This window comes from Leyella stercorea (assembly GCF_021531655.1).
In genome coordinates this window covers 1-19,913 of record NZ_JADYUF010000012.1, presented here as the reverse complement: position 1 = coordinate 19,913, position 19,913 = coordinate 1, and the positions used below count along the sequence as shown (strand labels likewise).

General features: G+C 50.9%; 10 protein-coding genes and 1 tRNA gene. 10 read left to right on the top strand and 1 reads right to left on the bottom strand.

All coding sequences use genetic code 11. The features are described from left to right. Positions 1-4 precede the first annotated feature (4 nt). From porU to asnS, 7 genes are all read left to right on the top strand, one after another. Positions 5-3,628 (top strand): type IX secretion system sortase PorU, encoded by a 3,624-nt coding sequence (gene porU / locus I6E49_RS04980; protein ID WP_235400782.1) that lies wholly within the window; start codon positions 5-7, stop codon positions 3,626-3,628. Positions 3,629-3,680: 52 nt separating this feature from the next. Further along, complete coding sequence (gene porV / locus I6E49_RS04975; protein ID WP_235400780.1) at positions 3,681-4,859, top strand: type IX secretion system outer membrane channel protein PorV; 1,179 nt, start codon at positions 3,681-3,683, stop codon at positions 4,857-4,859. A 247-nt stretch (positions 4,860-5,106) separates the two neighbouring features. Beyond that, on the top strand, positions 5,107-5,586 hold the full coding sequence (gene ispF / locus I6E49_RS04970; protein ID WP_235400778.1) for a 2-C-methyl-D-erythritol 2,4-cyclodiphosphate synthase: 480 nt from the start codon (positions 5,107-5,109) through the stop codon (positions 5,584-5,586). A 281-nt stretch (positions 5,587-5,867) separates the two neighbouring features. After that, a tRNA-Val gene (locus I6E49_RS04965) sits at positions 5,868-5,942 on the top strand. 172 nt (positions 5,943-6,114) lie between these two features. Beyond that, positions 6,115-7,461: an adenylosuccinate lyase gene (gene purB, locus I6E49_RS04960; protein ID WP_235400776.1), complete on the top strand. Its 1,347-nt coding sequence runs from the start codon at positions 6,115-6,117 to the stop codon at positions 7,459-7,461. 194 nt (positions 7,462-7,655) lie between these two features. Continuing rightward, a complete protein-coding gene (locus I6E49_RS04955) occupies positions 7,656-9,149 on the top strand; it encodes a pseudouridine synthase (RefSeq protein ID WP_235400774.1) in 1,494 nt (497 codons plus the stop codon). A gap of 140 nt (positions 9,150-9,289) precedes the next feature. Then, entirely contained in the window at positions 9,290-10,717 is a 1,428-nt protein-coding gene (asnS, locus tag I6E49_RS04950; protein WP_235400773.1) for an asparagine--tRNA ligase, read from the top strand. A gap of 130 nt (positions 10,718-10,847) precedes the next feature. Here asnS and I6E49_RS04945 read toward each other — a convergent pair whose 3' ends face one another. Then, a complete protein-coding gene (locus tag I6E49_RS04945) occupies positions 10,848-12,965 on the bottom strand; it encodes a prolyl oligopeptidase family serine peptidase (RefSeq protein WP_235400772.1) in 2,118 nt (705 codons plus the stop codon). 146 nt (positions 12,966-13,111) lie between these two features. Between I6E49_RS04945 and priA the strand changes: the two genes are divergently transcribed. From priA to I6E49_RS04930, 3 genes are all read left to right on the top strand, one after another. After that, positions 13,112-15,385: a replication restart helicase PriA gene (priA, locus tag I6E49_RS04940; protein ID WP_235400771.1), complete on the top strand. Its 2,274-nt coding sequence runs from the start codon at positions 13,112-13,114 to the stop codon at positions 15,383-15,385. Between the two features lie 166 nt (positions 15,386-15,551). Next, positions 15,552-17,582, top strand: a complete 2,031-nt coding sequence (locus I6E49_RS04935) for a M13 family metallopeptidase (protein ID WP_235400770.1) — start codon at positions 15,552-15,554, stop codon at positions 17,580-17,582. A gap of 527 nt (positions 17,583-18,109) precedes the next feature. Continuing rightward, positions 18,110-19,672, top strand: a complete 1,563-nt coding sequence (locus I6E49_RS04930; protein WP_235400769.1) for an ATP-binding protein — start codon at positions 18,110-18,112, stop codon at positions 19,670-19,672. Positions 19,673-19,913 lie beyond the last annotated feature (241 nt).

Below are 19,913 nucleotides of genomic sequence, written 5' to 3'. Positions count from 1 at the left end.
GAATATGCGCAACATATACATAGTCTTGACCCTGATTCTTGCCGCTGTTCAGGCAAGTGCCCAGAAGTTCTATAATCTCACAGCCAAGGAGGTGAGGGTCGACTCTGTGCTGCCCATATTCAGTCATACCGAGTCGCTGCCAGTAAATTTTCGCGACTCGGTTTATTCTTTTAGCATAGCCTACGCAGAATACGCCGACATGCCACGTGCCGACATTGAAGCCTATCAGCGCATTGAACCCAATTTGCCCGCAGCCCAACCTCGTCTTGAAACAAGCGTTGTGATGGACCGCAAGCGGCCTTCGCTGCTCACAACTTTTTGTCCCGTAGTGATGCGTGAGGGTCGTTGGCAGGTGCTGGTGAGCTTTATGTTGCGCCGATCGGCAACTCCTGTGCGTAGCGCCAACATTATTTCAGATAACGAAACAGGCAATATTGCCAACCTCAAAACGGGCAATGTTGCAGAACGAATAAGCCGTCTTAACTCCATTACACGAATGGGTGAAGCCCTCCATGCAGATGCTGTTGCACCGCAAGACCGCTACGCCCAGCACAGCGTGTTGCACTCCGGACGATGGGTTAAGATACGTGTGCCGTCAACTGGAGTATATCAGCTCACCACCGAACTAATGCGCAAAGCCGGATTCAGCAATCCCGACCGTGTCAAAGTATACGGTTATGGAGGCAATTTGCAGAGCGAAACGCTCGATCCCGACTATCTTATAGCTACCGACGACCTTCATGAAGTGCCGACATGTACCATCGGTTCGCGCCGAATGATGTTTGCCCGTGGTCCGGTTTCGTGGAGTAGCAATGACGCTATGCGCCGAACACGCAACCCATATTCCGATTATGGTTATTATTTCTTGACCGACGACGGCACCGAACCGCAAAAATTAGATTCCGCCGATTTTGTTTCTACATTCTATCCGTCGGCCGATTACTATCACGACCTGTACGAAGTGGACGGTTTCAGTTGGCATCATGGCGGCCGGAACTTGTACGATTCGCGCCAGGTGCAGTCTGGCGACTCGCTCGTTCTGACCTTCGAAGCCCCCGAAAAGGCTTTGACGGGACGCCTGATGGCTAATGTTACATCGGGAGGAAGCACATCTGTAGAGATAAGATTGAACGGTCGTCGACTCGGTACGCTCAATACTACGGTGAGCGAACCGTTATATGTGTACGGTTTTCAGAGTAGCGGCACATACGACATAGCGTGTGACGAGTCGCTAAAGCGCCAGACCATCAGTCTGCATGTGCTCAATGGCGAACCTATGCGACTCGATTTCGTGTCGCTAACGTGGAATACGCCCCACCAGCTCGGCAATCTTGCCACCGACGCTCTGCCCGTTCCCGAATACGTTTACGCCATAACCAACCAGGACCACCATTCCGACCCGCAGGCGGACATGGTTATAATCATCCCCACATCGCAAAAACTGCTTGCCCAGGCACGTCGTCTGAAGCAGCTGCACGAGAACACCGACGGCATGAGAGTAAACATTGTGCCTGCCGACGAGTTGTACAACGAGTTCTCAAGCGGCACGCCTGACGCCTCGGCATACCGCCGTTATCTGAAGATGCTGTACGACCGTGCCACAACCGCAGCCGACCAGCCCAAGTATCTCGTGCTTTTCGGCAGCTGCATGTGGGACAACCGTATGCTTACATCAGAATGCCGGAAGATGAAAGCCGACGATTATCTGCTGGCATACGAAAGCGAGGAGTCGTTCGACAAGCGACTTAGCTATGTCGACGATTCGTTTTACGGCATGCTCGACGACGGCGAAGGACTGCGACCGTTGTATGTCGACAAGGTGGATGTGGCAGTTGGCCGATTCCCCGTAACTACAGCTGCCGATGCCAAGACAATGGTTGACAAGATAGAGAGCTACATGAAGAATGCTGGAGGAGCAGCATGGCTCAACGAAATAATGTTCATGGGCGACGACGGCGACGACAACCGCCACATGAAGGATGCCGATGTAGTAGCCGAACAGGTGATAGCCGAGAATCCGGCGTTGCGTGTCAACAAGGTGATGTGGGACTCTTATCCGGCCGTTATTCAGACTTCGGGAGTGACATATCCCGGTGCCAGCAAGGCGATAATGCGCCAGCAGAACAAGGGTGCGCTCATAATGGACTACACCGGTCATGGTTCGGAACACCAGTTCTCGCACGAGAACGTGTTGTTCCTTAAAGATTTCAGAGAATTTTCGAATACCAACATGCCGCTGTGGGTAACAGTAGGCTGCGACTTTATGCCCTTCGACGCCCCGGTGGACAATATCGGAGTAACGGCGGTGCTCAACGACAAGGGTGGAGTGGCTGCATTCATCGGCTCGACGCGCACCGTGTATTCTACATACAACGCCGAGTTGCACTCTCCGTTGATGCGTTTCTTGCTCTCGCACGACGACGACGGGCGCGCGTTGCCTATCGGTGAGGCGTTGCGCCGAGCCAAGAACACCGCCTCATACAAGCGTCTTGCCGAAAATTCGCGCCAGTTCTCGCTCCTCGGCGACCCTGCAATGCGACTCTGGAATCCCCGGCCGCTAATGGTCATCGACTCCATCGGCGACGTAGACGTAGCCAAGGGAGGCAAGGCAGCGATGCGTGCCGGAGCGCTGGTAAAGGTGAAAGGCCACATCGAAGGAATGGAGACATTCGCCGGAACGGCAACGCTCTTGGTGCGCGACCGCAACGAAACGGTGCTATGCTACAACAATCAGAATGCAGCCGACCAACCCATGGAGTTCAACGACCGCAAGGCAATGCTGTATAATGGCGAAAGTAAGGTTGTTGACGGGAAGTTTGAGTTCACCTTTGCAGTTCCAAAGGACATCAGTTATTCGGACGAGGAGGGACTCATCAATGTCTTTGCCATCGACGATGCGCACACCAAGGTGGTGAACGGCTACTGCAACAGCTTCACCGTAGGAGGCAGCGACATTGCCGACAACGACTCCATCGGACCATCGGTGTACTGCTATCTTAACTCGCCATCGTTCCAGAACGGCGACAGAGTGAACCCGACGCCGTATTTTGTGGCAGAGATAACCGACCGCGACGGCATCAATGCAGCCGGAGCCGGAGTGGGACACGACATGCAACTCGTAATCGACGGCAAGACGGAATTGACGTATACGCTCAACGACAACTTCCAGTACGACTTTGGATCGTACACCACAGGCTCTACATACTACTGCCTGCCGCAACTTGAGGAGGGCGAACACCGACTGAAGTTCACCGCTTGGGACATACTAAACAATCCCACTACGCAGGAACTCCGCTTCCGTGTGGCAAGAGGACTGAAACCTACGTTCAGCATTTCGTGTACAAACAACCCAGCATCAACCTCTACCACATTCGTCATAGCCAACGACCGCACCGGCAGCAATGTGGATGTGCGCATCGAAGTGCTCGACATGAGCGGCAGACTGTTGTGGCGTCACGACGAGAGCGGAGTGTCAACGGCCTCTGCCTATACCGTCGATTGGAATCTGAAACTCGACAACGGCCAACAGCTCGACACCGGAGTCTATCTCTACCGTGTACGTCTTGCGTCCGACGGAGCGTCGCGTATGTCGAAAGCCAAGAAACTGATAGTAGTGGGCAATAAATAAAATAATAAGTCGTTTGCATAATAAGCATATACAATATAAAAACTTTCAACGAATGAAACATGGAACAAGATACATCCTGCTCGCAGCCTTCGTGCTGCTGTCGGCATACGCTTCGGCTCAGGATTACAAAAAAGAGATGTTCAACCCGGTAAAGACATCGGTGACATCGCAGACCATTGCGCCCGACGCACGAGCCGCCGGTATGGGCGATGTGGGCGCTGCCACCGACCCGGACGTAGTGTCGCAGTACTGGAACCCAGCCAAATATCCGTTCACGATATCGCGAGCCGGTGTGGCTCTGAACTATACGCCGTGGCTGCGCAGCCTTGTCAACGACATCGACCTTGCCTATCTCGTAGGCTATTATCGCATAGGCGACTACTCGGCAGTGTCAGGCTCGCTGCGCTACTTCTCGTTGGGCGAGGTGTTCACAAGCTCTAACGAGAGCGAAGACCAAATGACCATCAACCCATACGAGATGTCTTTGGACGTAGCCTACTCGCTTATGCTCAGCGAAAAGTTCTCGATTGCAGCCGCAGTACGCTGGATATACTCCGACCTGACGTACAATCCCACCGACGATACTACTCCAGGTTCGGCATTTGCCGTAGACCTTGCCGCCTATTATCAAAACTATATCAACATCGGACAGCGTGAATGCCAGTTGGGATTGGGCTTGAACATATCCAACATCGGTTCGAAGATAACCTTCGGAGGCGACGACCGAGCTGAGTTTATACCTACCAACATGCGTCTGGGAGCCTCGCTCATGATTCCGCTCGACGAGTACAACCGTCTCACCATTGCCGCCGATGCCAACAAACTGCTTGTGCCAACCCATCCGAAGCAGAAGGAAGGTGAGGACACGCAGGACTATGACGACCGCGTTCAGCGCGACTACTACGACGTTTCGTCAATAAGCGGTATCTTCAAGAGCTTCGGCGACGCCCCCGGCGGATTCAAGGAGGAGTTGGAGGAGGTGCAGTGGAGCCTCGGAGCTGAATACACCTACAACGACAAGTTCACCCTTCGCGCCGGCTATCATCACGAGTCGGAGAGCAAGGGCAACCGCAAATACTTCACCGTAGGAGCCGGATTCAAGATGAACGTGTTCTCGCTCGATGCCGGCTACGTCATAGCTACAGCCAAGTCTAACCCCCTCGACCAGACACTGCGCTTCACCCTGGCGTTCGATATGGACGGAATAAAGGACCTCTTCAAGCGTCGCTGACGCTTGAAGAGTTTTGAATTTTGAATTTTGAGTTTTGAATTGTCGGCTTTGCCGTTAAGAGTTCTGAGTTTTGAATTGTTAGTTTTGAGTTTTGAACAGTCGGCTTTGACGTTAAAGAGTTCGGTGTTTTGAAAACTCAAAATTCAAAATTCAAAATTGCCAACGGCAACAATTCAAAACTCAAAATTCAAAACTCAAAATTGCCAACGGCAACAATTCAAAATTCAAAACTCAAAACTCAAAATTCATGAAGATAAGAACCGGATTCGGATATGATGTCCACAAATTAGTAGAGGGCCGCGACCTGTGGCTCGGAGGAATAAAGCTCGACTACGAACTGGGTCTTCTCGGCCACAGCGATGCCGATGTTCTGATACACGCAATATGCGACGCGCTGCTCGGCGCAGCCAATATGCGCGACATAGGCTATCACTTCCCCGACACATCAGCCGAGACACTCAATGTAGACAGCAAGATTCTGCTGCGCAAGACAATACAGCTAATAGCCACAAAGGGCTATCGCCTGGGCAATGTCGATGCAACGGTGTGCGCCGAACGCCCCAAACTCAATCCGCACATACCCGAAATGCAGCGCTGTCTTGCCGAAGTGATGAACACAGATATAGACAATGTGTCGATAAAGGCAACCACTACCGAGCGCCTTGGTTTCACCGGAAGAATGGAGGGAATATCGGCTTACGCAACCGTTCTGATAGAGAAGGACTGAAAATGTAGTCCTTTTGCATTCCAAATGTAGTCCTTTTGCCTTCCAAAAGGAGCCCTTTTGCACACTAAAAGGAGCCCTTTTGGAAGGCAAAAGGACTACATTTTTTTTACACTCATGTCAAAACACGCTGTTTCAGGGCAAAAAACGCAGAAAAACAAGATTTTTTCATGTTTTTCGTAAAATTCTTTTCAAAACATTTGGAGGTTACAGAAAAAAGCCATAACTTTGCACTCGCTTTAAAGAACTAAGCAATACTGCTAAGAGCAACGAATAAAGCAATAGGGCGTTTAGCTCAGCTGGTTTAGAGCATCTGCCTTACAAGCAGAGGGTCGGCGGTTCGAATCCGTCAACGCCCACAGGGGTGTTTCCTCGTGGTCTTCTCTTCGGAGAGACTGCGGGGATTTTTTTTGTTTATACACATTTGCTCCTTTTGTCTTTAATAATGTCTAAAAAAACACTATACGGCATTCACTTGTCAATTTAAATTAGTAAATTTGCACAAAAATCATATTATAAAGACTTCAGTATATGAAACTTGATTTGCTCACAGCCATTTCACCAATCGACGGTCGTTACAGAGGCAAGACAGAGCCGCTTGCCGATTATTTCTCAGAGTATGCACTCATCCGTTACAGAGTGCGCGTAGAAATCGAATATTTCATTACATTGTGCGAGTTGCCATTGCCGCAACTCAAGGACTTCGACCACGCCTTGTTTGAAACATTGCGCGGCATCTATCTCAACTTCAACGAGGAGAACGCACAGCGCGTGAAGGACATCGAGAAGGTGACCAACCACGACGTGAAGGCTGTAGAGTACTTCATCAAGGAGGAATTCGACAAGATTGGAGGTCTCGACGCTTACAAGGAGTTCATCCACTTCGGCCTTACCTCGCAGGACATCAACAACACCAGCGTGCCCCTTTCAATCAAGGAGGCTCTTGAGCAGACATATTATCCCCTCGTAGAGGAACTTATCGCACAGCTGCAGCAGTATGCCGACGAGTGGAAAGACGTGCCTATGCTCGCCAAGACACACGGACAGCCGGCATCGCCGACACGCCTTGGCAAGGAGATAATGGTATACGTATACCGCCTTACAGAGCAGTTGCGCCAGCTCAAGGAGTGCCGCATGACAGCAAAGTTCGGTGGCGCTACGGGCAACTACAATGCCCATCACGTGGCATATCCCCAGTATGACTGGAAAGAATTCGGCAATCGCTTCGTAAGCGAGAAGCTCGGACTCGAGCGCGAGCAGTATACCACACAGATAAGCAACTACGACTGCCTTGGCTCGGTGTTCGATGCAATGCGTCGCATCAATACAATCATCATCGACCTCGACCGCGACTTCTGGATGTACATATCAATGGACTACTTCAAGCAGAAGATCAAGGCAGGCGAGGTAGGTTCGTCGGCAATGCCGCATAAGGTTAATCCTATCGACTTCGAGAACTCAGAGGGCAACCTCGGCATAGCTAACGCAGTGCTGCAGTTCCTCGCCATGAAGTTGCCGGTAAGCCGCTTGCAGCGCGACCTCACCGACTCTACCGTACTGCGCAACGTCGGTGTGCCCTTCGGTCATGGCATGATAGCCATGCAGAGCACACTCAAGGGTCTGCGCAAGCTCATCCTCCACGACGAGAAGATAGAGGAAGACCTCAACAACACATGGGCAGTCGTGGCAGAAGCCATACAGACCATCCTGCGTCGCGAGGCCTATCCGCACCCCTACGAGGCGCTCAAGGCACTCACACGCACCAACAAGAAGATGTCGGAAGAGACCATACACGAGTTCATACAGACACTCAACGTAAGCGACGCAGTAAAGGCTGAGCTTATGGCCATCACTCCGCACAACTATACAGGCATCTAATTTCGGCCTATGTATTGCGTGCCGCACGACATGGCGGCACTTGGCAAAACAGGTTTCAAAATATAGACTATTAATAGTAAGTAACAATTTTATTCAAGAACAGAAGTGCATCTATCCTTCCCAAATCCTAAACAAAGAACAACAAACGGGAGGGAATGGGTGTCACTTGCCGTGAGGCGAAAAAGTAAAGAATTATGGATTCAGAATTGGAAAAGAGTCAGGAACAGAGAACAGCGGATCAAACTACAGGCAATAGCGAGAGCTACGGTCGTCCCGCAGGAAACTATCAGAGAGAGTATCGCAGTGTAACCGGACGTCGTCCGCGCATCCACACACAGCGTCCGTACAATGCCGAGCGCACAAGCCAGGCACAGGGCGAGGATGGCGGTTTCCGTCCTGAAGGATTCGGCAGCAACCTTCAGAGTGGTTCTTCATCTAACGGCGGCTATCAGCCACGTCAGAGCGGCTACCAGCAGCGTCAGGGTGGTTACCAGCAGCGTCCTCAGCAGGGCTATCGTCCACGCTATAACAACCAGGACAGTGACGACCAGCAGCAGGGCGGATACCAGCAGCGTCAGGGCGGTTATCAGTCTCGTCAGGGCGGATACCAGCCCCGTCAGGGCGGCTATCAGCAGCGCCAGGGCGGCTATCAGCAGCGTCAGGGCGGCTATCAGCAGCGTCCTCAGCAGGGCTATCGTCCACGCTACAACAATCAGGAAGGCGACGACAAGCAGCAGGGCGGCTACCAGCAGCGTGGCTATCAGCCTCGTCAGGGTGGCTATCAGCGCCAGGGCGGCTACCAGCAGCGTGGCGGTTACCAGCAGGGCGGATACCAGCAGCGCGGCAGTTATCAGCAGCGTGGCGGCTATCAGCAGGGCGGTTATCGTCAGCGTTCGGCCGATTACGATCCCAATGCTAAGTATAGCATGAAGAAGCGTATCGAGTACAAGGAGGAGAACATCGATCCCAACGAGCCGATACGTCTCAACAAGTTCCTTGCCAACGCCGGTATTTGCTCGCGCCGTGAGGCTGACGAGTTCATCCAGGCAGGCGTTGTGTCGGTTAACGGTGAAGTAGTTACCGAACTCGGAACAAAGATAAAGCGCACCGACGAGATCAAATTCCACGATCAGCCGGTAAATCTTGAGAAGAAAGTGTACGTGCTGCTCAACAAGCCGAAGGACTGCGTTACTACAAGCGATGACCCTCAGCAGCGCAAGACCGTAATGGATTTGGTTAAGAACGTATGCCCCGAGCGCATCTATCCCGTAGGACGTCTCGACCGCAACACCACCGGTGTGCTCCTGCTCACCAACGATGGCGACCTGGCTTCGAAGCTTACACATCCTAAGTTCCTCAAGAAGAAGGTCTACCATGTTTACCTCGACAAGAACGTTACAGCTCACGACCTGCAGCAGATAGCTGACGGCATAGAGCTTGAGGACGGCGAGGTGCATGCAGACGCTATCGAGTATGCAAGCGATACAGACAAGAGCCAGGTAGGCATCGAGATCCACAGCGGTAAGAACCGTATCGTTCGCCGTATCTTCGAGCACCTCGGCTATCGCGTAGTGAAGCTCGACCGCGTACAGTTTGCAGGACTTACAAAGAAGAATCTCCGTCGTGGCGACTGGCGCTTCCTCACTGAGAAGGAAGTGGAGATGCTGCGCATGGGAGCGTTCGAATAATGTTTGATGAGTAATGTTTAATGTTTTTGTTGTACATATCTATATATGTAATGCTACATATATAGATATGTGGCAATGCAACATTAAGCATTACTCTTTATTGATTAAACATTAAACACTGAATATTAATCAATTAAATAATGGAAACAATAAAGAGAACAAAGATTGTTGACGCTCTCCAGCGCACCGACTTTGGCGCTACCGTCAACGTGAAGGGATGGGTCCGGACCCACCGCAGCTCAAAGGCTGTCGACTTCATAGCACTCAACGACGGTTCTACCATCAAGAACATACAGATTGTTGTTGACCCCGCCAAGTTCGATGCAGAGCAGCTCAAGCAGATAACTACGGGTGCTTGCATCAGTGCCGTAGGTACTCTCGTAGAGAGCCAGGGCAAGGGCCAGACATCAGAGATACAGTGCGAGAGCCTTGAGATATACGGACTCTGCGGCAGCGATTATCCTATGCAGAAGAAGGGCCAGTCGTTTGAGTACATGCGACAGTACGCTCACCTGCGTCTGCGCACCAATACATTCGGTGCCGTTATGCGTATACGCCACAATATGGCTATGGCCATACACACATACTTCCACGAACACGGCTACTTCTACTTCCATACACCGCTCATTACAGCCAGCGACTGCGAGGGTGCGGGCCAGATGTTCCAGGTAACTACCAAGAATCTCTACAATCTGAAGAAGACTGACGATGGCAAGATTGACTATAGCGACGACTTCTTCGGCAAGCAGACATCGCTGACTGTGTCTGGTCAGCTCGAAGGCGAGCTTGGTGCCACTGCTCTCGGAGCCATCTACACATTCGGTCCGACTTTCCGTGCCGAGAATTCCAACACTCCGCGCCACTTGGCTGAGTTCTGGATGGTTGAGCCTGAGGTGGCTTTCCTCGACCTCGCAGGTCTTATGGATCTTGAGGAAGACTTCATCAAGTACTGCATCCGTTGGGCTTTGGAGCACTGTCAGGACGACCTCGAGTTCCTCAACAAGATGATTGACAAGGGACTCATTGAGCGTCTTCATGGCGTATTGAACTCCGACTTCGTTCGTTTGCCCTACACTGAGGGCATACGCATTCTGCAGGAGGCCATCAAGAACGGCAAGAAGTTTGAGTTCCCATGCGAGTGGGGCGACGATCTTGCGTCTGAACACGAGCGCTTCCTTGTTGAAGAGCACTTCAAGAAGCCCGTTATCATGACCAATTATCCTAAGGCTATCAAGGCATTCTACATGAAGATAGATGCCGAGGAGTCTGGTTTCGGCGGCAAGAGCGGCGCTACTGTTCAGGGCACTGACGTACTCTTCCCGCAGATTGGTGAGATTATAGGTGGCTCGGTACGTGAGGAAAGCTACGATAAACTGATGAACGAGATCGAGGAACGCAACATCCCGATGAAGGATATGACATGGTATCTCGATACACGCAAGTACGGTTCATGCCCTCACGCAGGCTTCGGTCTCGGCTTCGAGCGTCTCATCCTCTTCGTGACAGGTATGCAGAACATCCGCGACGTGATTCCCTTCCCACGTACACCGAAGAGCGCTGAGTTCTAAAGATAATCATTTGAATGCAATAGAAAGTTTCATTTGAATAAAATAAAAAACAGCATTGCTCTACATATAATTATATGTATGGCAATGCTGTTTTTTTGTGTTCTTATTCAAGAAGAGTTTTTCTTGAAGTCTATTTCTTTATTCCCATATTCCAAAGAGTGAAGCTCAGGATGTCGGCCTGTTCTTCAAGTCGCTTTGCAAGCGGCTTTCCGCCACCGTGTCCAGCATCTTTTCCGATGCTGATAAGAGTTGGGGCAGAGCCAGCCTGACACTCCTGCAGACGTGCTGCAAACTTGAATGAGTGAGCCGGAACAACGCGGTCGTCGTGGTCGGCGGTGCTTACGAGTGTGGCAGGATACTTAACGCCAGGCTTCAGAGTGTGCAGCGGCGAGTATGCACGCAGATATTCAAACATCTCCTTCGAGTCATCTGACGTGCCATAGTCGGGTGCCCAGTTCCATCCGATGGTGAATTTATGATAGCGCAACATATCCATTACGCCCACTGCCGGCAGACAAACACGGTAGAGGTCGGGTCGCTGGGTCATGCAAGCGCCTACAAGCAGACCACCGTTGCTGCCACCCTGGATGGCCAGACGGTTGCTTGATGTGTACTTGTTGTTGATGAGATACTCGGCAGCAGCGATGAAGTCGTCAAACACGTTTTGCTTCTGCAGCTTTGTTCCGGCCACATGCCAGTCCTCGCCATATTCACCTCCACCGCGCAATACGGCGTGTACATATATGCCGCCACGCTCCATGAACGGTATATAATTTGCCAGGAAGAACGGAGAATAGGTTATGTTGAAGCCGCCATAGCCGTAGAGCAGCAGCGGATTGCGTCCGTTGAGCTTCATGCCCTTCTTGTATGTGATGAAGAGCGGAGCACGAGTACCGTCCTTACTTGTGTAGAACATCATCTCGGTCTTGTAGTCGTCGGAGCGGAAATTGATTTTGGGTGCAGCCCAAACTGTGCTCTTGTCGGTGTTTAAGTCGTACGAGTAGACGGTGTTAGGCATTGTGTATGAAGTGAACGAGTAGAACACTTCCTTCTGTCCGCGCATTCCGCTTGCTGAAGTAGAACCGAATGTCGGCAGCTTGATTTCGCCTATTCGTTTGCCGTCGGTAGTGTAGGTGTACATCTGGTTGCAGTTGTCCTTGGAGTACTGCAGAATCATTCTGTCGTCAGCAAACGTAACGTCGATGAGCACGCTTTCGCCCTCCGGCACCAATTCCTTCCAATCATTGTATCCCGGACGGTCAACGTCAGCCACCATCAGACGATACTTAGGCGCACCGGCATTAGTCAGGATGTACATTTTCTTGCCCACAGTCTCCACGGTAGAGTATCTGAATCGGGTGTCAGAACACATCTGTATAAACTGCGAGTTGGGTTTGGTCAGGTCGCGAACGTACAGATTGTTGCCGTTGTCCATACCCCCTTCGTTCAGCGTCATCACCTTTTCGTCGTGGTCGATATCGACGTTGTAGAAGCGCAGAGGTTGCGTAGGATTCATGAAGAACAGCTGGTCTTCGCTCTGCGGAGTGCCAATCTTGTGATAGTAAATCTTCTGAACAGAGTTCTTGGCAGAAGTCTCTCGTCCCTTCTCCGGAGCGTCGTAGGCACTGTAGTAGAATCCGTCGCCAAGCCAAGTGGCACCTGTGAACTTAGCCCAAACGATATGGTCGTCGATGTCGCGACCCGTCTGGCAGTCCTTTACGTATATCTCCTCCCAGTCCGATCCGCTGCGCGAGATGACGTAAGCCATGTATCTGCCGTTGTGCGAGAAGTATATACCCTTCAGAGCCACAGTTCCGTCTGTACTGAGAGCGTTGGGGTCGAGCCATACGCGCTGCTTGCTTGCGTCGGCAGTAGGGCTGTCCATCTGGTAGAGCACGCTCTGGTTCTGGAGTCCGTTGTTTCGATATACATACCATTTGCCTTGGCGTTTGAACGGAATGCCAATCTTCTCGTAGTTGGCAGTTTCCTTAAGTCGTTTCAGGATGTTCTTGCGCATGGGGATGTTGTCGAGATATTTGCGTGTCACGGCATTCTCGGCGTCCACCCATTCGGCAGTCTGTGCGCTCATGTCGTCCTCGAGCCAGCGGTAGGGGTCAGCCACTTTCTCGCCGAAGTACACGTCAACAGTGTTGTCCTTATGAGCCTTCGGATAGGCTATTTGCGCCACTGCGTCGACCGACGACAGCATAGCTGTAGCTGCAATCGATAAAATCAGTTTTCTGTTCATAGTGTTACGCTTTTGTTTTGTTAGAAGTTATTCGTTAATGTACTTGTTTCGTTTGTATCATATTGTGCAAAGTTAGCGATTTATTGGGAGATTATTGAATTTTTGTCTACTTTTGCATTCACTTTTAATTAAAGTATTATCACGCCATGTTGTACGTCGAAGTTATATTACCATTGCCCCTTGATGGCACCTTCACATATTCAGTACCCGACACGCTTGCGCCACAGGTGCGCATGGGCGTGCGTGTTGTCGTGCCCCTCGGACGCTCCAAGACGTACACAGCCATGGCTGCTCGTACACATAATGACAAACCCGAATTTGACACGCGCGACATTCTTCAGGTGGTAGACGATAGTCCCGTGCTGCCCGAACGCCAACTCCGGTTGTGGCAATGGATTTCCACCTATTATATGTGTGCGCTTGGCGACGTGTTCAAGGCAGCGCTGCCAGCCGGACTAAAGGCCGAAGACGGATACCGACCGAAAACCGTTCGCTGCGTCACGTTGCCTGCCAATCTGCGCACAGAGCATTCGCTGCACATCGCCATGACCGCATTGACCCGTGCGCTGAAGCAGCAGCAGACCTTCTGCAAGTATCTTGAACTGTCGCACTGGGATCAGATTGACGGCGAAACGCCTCCTGAGCACATACAGGAGGTGGCTTGCGACGAACTGCAGAATGCCGCCAACGCCTCCGATGCCATATTGCGCCAGCTCACGTCGCGCCGCTTTCTTGAGGTGTATCATCGTGAGGTGGGACGCATAGGGGGTGGGGGAGAATACTCACCCGAGAACATCCAGCCGCTTAGTGAGGCACAGCAGGACGCCATGAACAAGATTGGCGTTCAGTTTATGAGCAAGAATGTGGTGCTGCTGCACGGCGTCACGTCGAGTGGCAAGACCGAAATATACATCCATCTCATTCAGAAAGCCATCGAAGGGGGCCGCCAGGTGCTCTATCTCTTGCCCGAGATAGCCCTCACCGTACAGATGACACGCCGATTGCAGCGTGTGTTCGGTTCGCGACTGGGCATCTACCATTCGCGATATAGCGATGCCGAGCGTGTAGAGATATGGAAGAAGCAACTATCAGACGAGCCATACGACGTGATACTCGGTGCACGTTCGGCTGTGTTTCTGCCCTTCAGCCGTCTCGGACTGGTCATTGTCGACGAGGAACACGAGACATCCTTCAAGCAGCAAGACCCCGCTCCGCGCTATCATGCACGTTCGGCTGCCATCATGCTGGCACGCATGTACGATGGAGCCAAGGTGCTGTTGGGCACAGCCACGCCCTCAATGGAGAGCTACAACAATGCGCTCACGGGCAAGTATGGCTACGTCAGCCTGACAACACGATACAAGGACGTGGCTCTGCCCGACATACATGTGGTTGACATCAAGGACCTTTACCGCCGCAAGATGATGCGCGGACCCTTCTCGCCCGAACTTTTGGACGCCATGCGTGCCGCCTTGAAGCAGCACAAGCAAGTGATTCTGTTCCAGAACCGCCGCGGTTTCGCTCCGATGGTTGAGTGTAAGGTGTGTGGATGGGTGCCCAAGTGCAAGAACTGTGACGTGTCGCTCACCTATCACCGCTCCATGAACGTGCTCACGTGCCACTATTGCGGCTACACATACGCCGTGCCTCATCAGTGTCCCAACTGCGAGAGCACCGAACTTCTTGGTCGTGGCTACGGCACAGAGAAGATAGAAGACCGCGTGCGCGAGCTGTTTCCCGATGCACGCATAGCACGCATGGACCTTGACACTACACGTTCGGCAGGTGCCTATCAGCGTATCATAGGCGACTTCTCGTCGGGTCGTACCGACATACTCATCGGAACGCAGATGATTTCGAAAGGACTCGACTTCTCGGGCGTGACGGTTGTGGGCATACTCAATGCCGACACCATGCTCAACTATCCCGACTTCCGTGCCTACGAACACGCCTATATGATGCTGACGCAGGTGAGCGGACGTGCCGGACGACGTGGCGAGCGCGGACTTGTTATACTTCAGACCAAGAGCCCCGACCTGCCCGTGATACAACAGGTGGTGAGCGGCGACTTCAAGACGTTCGCCTCCGACTTGATGGACGAGCGTCGCATGTTCCACTATCCGCCCTTCTACCATCTTGTATATGTATATCTGCGCTTTCGCAACGAACCGGTGGTAGAGTCGGCAGCTATAGAAATGGCGTCACGATTGCGCCAGCAGTTTGGCGAACGGGTGCTCGGCCCCGACAAACCCGCTGTGGCGCGTGTCAAGACTGAGTCAATACGCAAGATAGTAGTGAAGCTTGAGCTTGGCATCGACCTCGCTATGGCGCGCCGTTGCATGTCGGCATCGCGCACGGCATTGCTTCAGGACAAGCGCTATGCAGCCATGAGCGTGTTCTTCGACGTTGATCCGCTGTAGCATTCGTATAGGTTGTGCAACGGTCGGAATAGGTTAACTATTCCTAACAAAGTGCCTTAATGTGTAGTAAATTCATTATTTTTGCACTCTAAACAAGTGAGTTGGGTCACCGATTAAGTGATATGAGTGACACAAAAAGAATAACTCAATTAAATAAAAATACAAAATGAAAGCAAGAACATTAATCTTAGCAGCTTCGCTCGCAGCCGCAATGTCGGCAGGAGCGCAGACATCTAAGGGCATCAATCCTGCCTATATGAACACGTCAGTGAAGCCCGGCAACGACTTTTATGAGTATGCTATCGGCGGTTGGCGCAAGGCTCATCCGCTGGATGCAGAACATGCGCGCAACGGTTCGTTCATAGATCTCGACGAATTGAACCAGAAACGCATCTTCGACCTTATACAGGAGTATTCGTCAAAGCCACAGACCAAGGGCTCGCTCGGACAGAAAATCGGTTCGCTCTACAATCTCGCTATGGACAGCGTGCGTCGCAACCGTGAGGCTGCCGAGCCTCTTAAGCCAATCCTTAAGACCATCAACAGCATTCAGGACCGTCGCGAATATCAGATAGTAACGGCTCAGCTCGACATGCGTGGAGTGGGTTGTACAATGTTCGGAGTAGGTGTAGGTGCCGATATGAAGGATGCCGCCAACAACCTTGTTAGTGTTGGACAGGGCGGACTCGGCTTGGGCGACCGCGACTACTATCTCTCTGACGACGCACAGATTAAAGCCGTACGTGCCGCTTATGCCAATTATCTGAAGATGGTGCTCTATCTTGCAGGCAACACCGAGCCCGATGCCCAGCGCAAGGCCGACGCAACTATGCGCATAGAGACACGCATAGCCAAGGCAAGCAAGGGCAAAGTGGAGCTGCGCGACGTTCTGGGCAACTACCACAAGATGACCTATGCCGCAATGGTGAAGGAATTCCCGGGCATCGACTGGGGCAACATATTCCTCATGCAGGGCTTCCCCGCATTCTCGCACGTAGACGTCAGCCAGATTGAACCGATACACGAGGTGGAGAAGATACTTGCCGACGAGCCGCTCGACGACCTCAAGGCTTATGCCGAAGCACACGCCATATCAAGCGTTTCGGGCTATCTCGACGACAATTTCCGCAAGGCCGACTTCGAGTTGAGCCGCGTAATGTCGGGTGTTCAGCAGGATCGTCCGCGCTGGAAGCGTGCCACATCACTCGTAAGCGGTGTGCTGGGCGAGGCAATAGGCAAGCTCTATGTCGAGAAATACTTCCCTGCATCGAGCAAGGAGAAGATGCTCAAGCTCGTAAAGAACCTTCAGACAGCTCTGTCGCAGCGCATCAGCGAGGCAACATGGATGTCGCCGGCTACAAAGGCGCAGGCTCAGGACAAGCTCGCCAACTTCATTGTGAAGATAGGCTACCCTGACACATGGAAGGATTACACCAACCTGAACATCGACGAGTCGCTCTCGCTCCTCGAGAACATGCAGAACGTGTCTGAGTTTATGACACGCGACTACATCTCACGCAAGGTGAACAAGCCGGTAGACAAGACCGAATGGCACATGACTCCGCAGACTGTCAACGCTTATTACAACCCAACTACCAACGAAATCTGCTTCCCGGCAGCCATCCTGCAGCCGCCGTTCTTCGACCCCAACGTCGATGAGGCTGTCAACTATGGTGGCATTGGTGGCGTAATCGGCCATGAGATGTCGCACGGATTTGACGACCAGGGCTCACAGTTCGACAAGTACGGCAACCAGAAGAACTGGTGGACCGAAGCCGACAAGAAGAACTTCGATGCACGCACAAAGGTATTGGTAGACTACTTCTCAAAGGTTGAGGCTCTGCCCGGCAAGTTCATCAACGGCAAGCTTACACTTGGCGAGAACATCGGTGACAACGGTGGACTGAACATCGCATTCCGTGCAATGGAGAATGAGTTCAAGGCCAATCCTTCAGCAGCCAAGACCATTGACGGATTCACACCCGAGCAGCGTTTCTTCCTTTCATGGGCTACCGTCTGGGCAGGCAATGCACGTCCTGAATTCATCGACCGTCAGATCAACACCGACCCTCACTCACCTGCTGAGGCTCGCGTAAACGCTGCCCTTCCGCAGATTGATGCCTGGTACAAGGCATTCAACGTGAAGAAGAGCGACAAACTCTTCGTTCCGAAGAACAAGCGTGCACAGATCTGGTAATAGCAGGAGCATAGCATATCACTCCCCTCCCTTTGGGTGAGGGAGTGGGGGTATGGCTTATATGCAAATATCGTACATGTAGTAAAAAAGTGTTACAAATAAAAAACCGATTCTGGAGATTTCAGAATCGGTTTTTTTATGCTTTTTGCCGTGTTTTACACCCTTCACTTTCCATTCAGGGCTTCTTTGCATTGCAAATGGACTACAGTTGGAAGGCAAATGGACTACAGTTGCAACGTAAATGTAGTTCAGTTAGAGCGCAAAAGTTGTCCTTTTGCAGCGAAAAGGAGCTTTTTTGCGTTTGTGATTTTTATTGATTTTCTCGTCCGTCGTCATAACTCTCTGTATATAAGCAATATAACTAAACCTCTTCAAAACTCGAGAATTTCGAGCCAAAGAATTCTTTGTGCGTTCAGCACGCAGTTTTGAGCGGTTAGAAATGCAAATATTGTTTGCCTTATTCGCTTCGTTTTGTATTATCAGATATTTTTTGTATATTCGCATCGTAATAGAAAACAATCACGAGCATGGCACGAAAATTATATCCTTTAGGCATACAGACTTTCTCGGAGATCCGCACTAATGACAATCTTTATATAGACAAGACTGTCTATGTTTATCGTATGGCGAATTCTGACGGCAAATTCTTCTTCCTTAGTCGTCCGCGCAGATTCGGCAAATCGCTTCTTGTCTCTACATTGCAGAGCTATTTTGAGGGTCGCAAGGAACTCTTCAAGGGATTGGCAATGGATGGGTTGGAAAAGGAGTGGACGGAATATCCCGTGCTTCATTTCGACCTTTCGGGTGGCAAGCATCAAGAAGAAGACCAGCTGAACAGGTATCTTGACTATATTCTTAAAGAAAACGAACGCAGGTTCGGCATCGAGTGTGACGCTGTGGATGCCAATGTGCGCCTTGCAAATCTCATCTCTTCCGTCTATAATAAGACGGGCAAGCAAGTGGTTGTGCTTATCGACGAGTATGACGCTCCGTTGCTTGATGTGGTTCATCAGGACGAGAAGCTCGAAGGTTTGCGGTATCTTATGCGCAACTTCTACAGTCCGTTGAAGCAGTGTGAGCCGATGTTGCGCTTCGTGTTCATGACGGGTATTACAAAATTCTCGCAACTCAGCATCTTCAGCGAGCTGAACAACATCAACAATATAAGCATGGATGAGGAATATGCCGGGATTTGTGGAATTACAGAAGAAGAGTTGCTCAGCGAGATGTCGGCAGACATTGATATGCTTGCAGACAAATTGGAGTTGACTCGTGAGAAAACAATCGAAATGCTGAAATACAACTACGACGGTTATCATTTCACATGGCCGTCGCCCGACATATTCAATCCTTACAGTCTGCTGAATTGTTTCTCAAAGCAGAGTATAGGTTCCTACTGGTTCGGCTCCGGCACCCCGACGTTCCTTATAGAGATGATGCGCAAGTTTGGCACTACTCCAATAGAGATAGGCGAAAGAGAGATGGCTGACGTATCCGACTTTGACGCTCCCACAGAAACGATGGAATCGATAGTACCTCTGCTTTATCAGAGTGGATATATTACTATCAAGGACTATGACAAAGCAACCAATCTCTATGAATTGGGTATTCCTAACAAGGAAATACGCATAGGGTTGTTTAAGAGTCTGCTGCCCAACTACCTGTCGCGAAGTTCACAGAAGGGAAAGGTAGCCATAGCCCAAATGTCTGTTTTGATAAAGAATGGCGATATTGACGGAGCATTAAATCTGCTTCAGACCTTCCTTGCTACTGTTCCATATTGCGAGAACACCAAATACGAGGGACATTATCAGCAGATGCTCTACATCATATTCGCCCTTCTTACAGATTATCGTATCCTTGTGGAGCAGCGAACGGCTAAGGGTCGTACGGACATAACAATGGAGACTGAGGACCACGTCTACATCATGGAACTGAAATTCGGCAAGACAGCCGATGAGGCTCTTGCCCAAATCAACGCAAACCATTATGCCGACGCTTTCGCCATGAGCGGCAAGAAGATTATTAAAGTCGGGATAGGGTTTGATATAAAAGATGAAAGAAACATTACGGAATGGAGAGTGGAGTGATGTCGTTTTTATAGTAAGATGAGGGTAAAGTCAAAAGCCAAAAATATGAGAAATATTACTATTTATAGGAGGGTATAGCATCCATACTATACCCTCTCAATCTACAGTAAATAAAGGCAGACTGTTTTTTTCTTGCGATTTATTTTTTTGTCTGTTTTTTTTTATATTCTCAAGTTTCGGATTTAGACTTTGAGGTTGAATTTATTGTATAAAAAAGGCTTTGAGTATTTCCGTATGTCAC